At 59.7% G+C, this 484-nt stretch carries 1 protein-coding gene; it reads left to right on the top strand.

Going from position 1 to position 484, the window contains the following annotated elements:
* Positions 1–58 precede the first annotated feature (58 nt).
* Positions 59–484 (top strand): contractile injection system protein, VgrG/Pvc8 family (locus tag M0808_RS28415; RefSeq protein ID WP_247843192.1); only part of this gene is annotated, 426 nt, incomplete at its 3' end.

Here is a 484-nt window from a genome sequence, read left to right as displayed (position 1 = left end):
GCGTTGAACCGCCTTGCGGTTGTCGACGAACGCCGCTGTACAGCACGAGGAACAAGGGATGTTCGCGCCGGCCAATGAAACCCACTTTGCCCTGACCATCGAAGGGCTCTCCGCCGATTTTCAGGTATTCACCCTGACCGGCCGGGAAGCCATCAGCCAGCCTTTTGTCTTTGAGGTGGAGCTGGTCAGTGAGCAGCCGTCGCTGGACCTCGAAACCCTGCTGCACAAACCGGCCTTTCTGCAGCTGTCGCCCGATGGCAGCGGCATCCACGGCCAGATCTACCGCGCCGCGCAAGGTGACTCGGGCAAGCGCCTGACCCGTTATTCGGTAACCCTGCGCCCGCAACTGTCGTACCTGGCGCATCGCGTCAACCAACGCATCTTCCAGAACCTCACAGTGCCGAAAATCATCGGCATGGTTCTCGAAGAGCACGGCATTCAAAGCAACGCCTACGAATTCAAGACCGGTTCGATCTATCCCGAG

This window comes from Pseudomonas sp. MWU12-3103b, from assembly GCF_023100615.1.
Classification (GTDB): domain Bacteria; phylum Pseudomonadota; class Gammaproteobacteria; order Pseudomonadales; family Pseudomonadaceae; genus Aquipseudomonas; species Aquipseudomonas putida_A.
This window is presented reverse-complemented; position numbering and strand designations above follow the sequence as displayed.